The 1,780-nt window shown below is 68.4% G+C and carries 3 protein-coding genes; all 3 read right to left on the reverse strand.

The window, feature by feature from the left end; all coding sequences use genetic code 11:
* On the reverse strand, positions 1–682 hold a 682-nt coding region (locus VOI19_RS18995; RefSeq protein WP_323794493.1), incomplete at its 3' end, for a YebC/PmpR family DNA-binding transcriptional regulator.
* Between the two features lie 24 nt (positions 683–706).
* Entirely contained in the window at positions 707–1,336 is a 630-nt protein-coding gene (pdxT, locus tag VOI19_RS19000; RefSeq protein WP_323794495.1) for a pyridoxal 5'-phosphate synthase glutaminase subunit PdxT, read from the reverse strand.
* Positions 1,337–1,382: 46 nt separating this feature from the next.
* Positions 1,383–1,780: hypothetical protein (locus VOI19_RS19005; protein WP_323794494.1), on the reverse strand; the 398-nt coding region annotated here is incomplete at its 5' end.

Raw genomic sequence — 1,780 nt, forward strand, 5'->3', positions numbered from 1 at the left:
CGTCGATGAGGCTGAAGACCTTGCCCGCAGCGTCGGCGTCGAGCTCGACCTTGTTGTCGGGCACGAACGAGGCGTCGGCGGAGTCGTAGTCGATGCCGGCGGCCTGCAGCGCGGTGCGGACGGCGACGAGGTCGGTCGACTCCGAGACGACCTCGAAGGCCTCCCCCAGGTCGTTGACGTCGTCAGCGCCGGCCTCGAGCGTGGCCTCGAGGAGGTCGTCCTCGGTGATGGTGCGGCCCTCCTGCTCGCGCGGGACCACGACGACGCCCTTGCGGTTGAAGAGGAACGACACCGAGCCCGGGTCGGCCAGCGAGCCGCCGTTGCGCGTCATCGCGGTGCGCACCTCCATGGCGGCGCGGTTCTTGTTGTCGGTGAGGCACTCGATGAGCATCGCGACGCCGGCCGGGCCGTAGCCCTCGTACATGATCGTCTGGTAGTCGGCGCCGCCGGTCTCGGCACCGGAGCCGCGCTTGACCGCGCGGTCGATGTTGTCCTTGGTGACCGACGACTTCTTGGCCTTCTGGATGGCGTCGAAGAGCGTCGGGTTGCCCGCGGGGTCTCCGCCGCCCATCCGGGCCGCGACCTCGATGTTCTTGATGAGCTTGGTCGTCATCTTGGCGCGCTTGCCGTCGAGCGCAGCCTTCTTGTGCTTCGTGGTCGCCCACTTGGAGTGCCCGGACATGCCTACCTCTTCTGTAGCTCTACATCACGACGACGGTGCGTCGGCCTGGGCTCGGTGCTGACGGACCAGGTCCACGAACATGCCGTGCACCCGCGCGTCCCCGCCCACCTCAGGATGGAACGACGTCGCCATCAACGGCCCCTGCCGGACCGCCACGATCCTACCCACGGCCTCCGGCTCGGCGTCGGACCCGACCCGGGCGAGCACCTCGACGCCCTCGCCGACCTTCTCGACCCAGGGTGCACGGATGAAGATCCCGTGCACCGGGGCGTCGAGCCCGACCACGTCGACGGACCCTTCGAAGGAGTCGACCTGTCGCCCGAAGGCGTTGCGCCGCACGGTCATGTCGATGCCGCCGATCGACTCCTGGCCGACGGCACCGTCCTCGATGCGGTCGGCGAGCAGGATCATCCCGGCGCACGTGCCGAGAGCCGGCATCCCGTCCTTGATCCGCTGGCGCAGCGGGTCGAGGAGGTCGAAGATCCGGGCCAGCTTGGCCATCGTGGTCGACTCACCGCCGGGCAGCACGATTGCGTCGACCGCCTCCAGCTCGGAGGGACGTCGTACGGCGGTCGCCTCGACCCCGAGGGACGCGAGGGTGCGCACGTGCTCGCGCACGTCGCCTTGCAGAGCGAGGACTCCGATACGCGGCATCACCCAGAAATTCTAGGAGGCCCGCCGGCCAGAGCAACACGCAGGCTCAGCAGGCATACCGCTTGCTGTTCTGCTCGTACCTGATCGTGGTGCTCACCGTTGCGCTGTCCCCTGCGGGGTAGATCGCGGCGATAGTCACGTTGAGGGTGCGGTTTCCGTTGACCGCTTTATCCGGGCGGTCCTGCCGGACGTCGCTGGCGACCGTTCGCGTCTCGTGCAGCACGCCGTCGATCGTGTAGGTCAGCCGGTAGTTCGTCGGCGTCGTTCCCACGGGGGCGGTCCACCTCACGTACGCATCGCCCACGAGCGCCGTGGGATCGAAACAGCTGAAGCTCGACGGCGGACCGTTGGCCGGGCCGAGCAGGAAGCTGGCCCGCTGACCCTCGCGCTGCCACAAGCTGCCGTAACGAGCGCGGATCGAGTAGTAGACCGTCGACGAACCAG

The sequence above is a fragment of the Nocardioides sp. genome (assembly GCF_034670285.1).
Taxonomy (GTDB): domain Bacteria; phylum Actinomycetota; class Actinomycetes; order Propionibacteriales; family Nocardioidaceae; genus Nocardioides.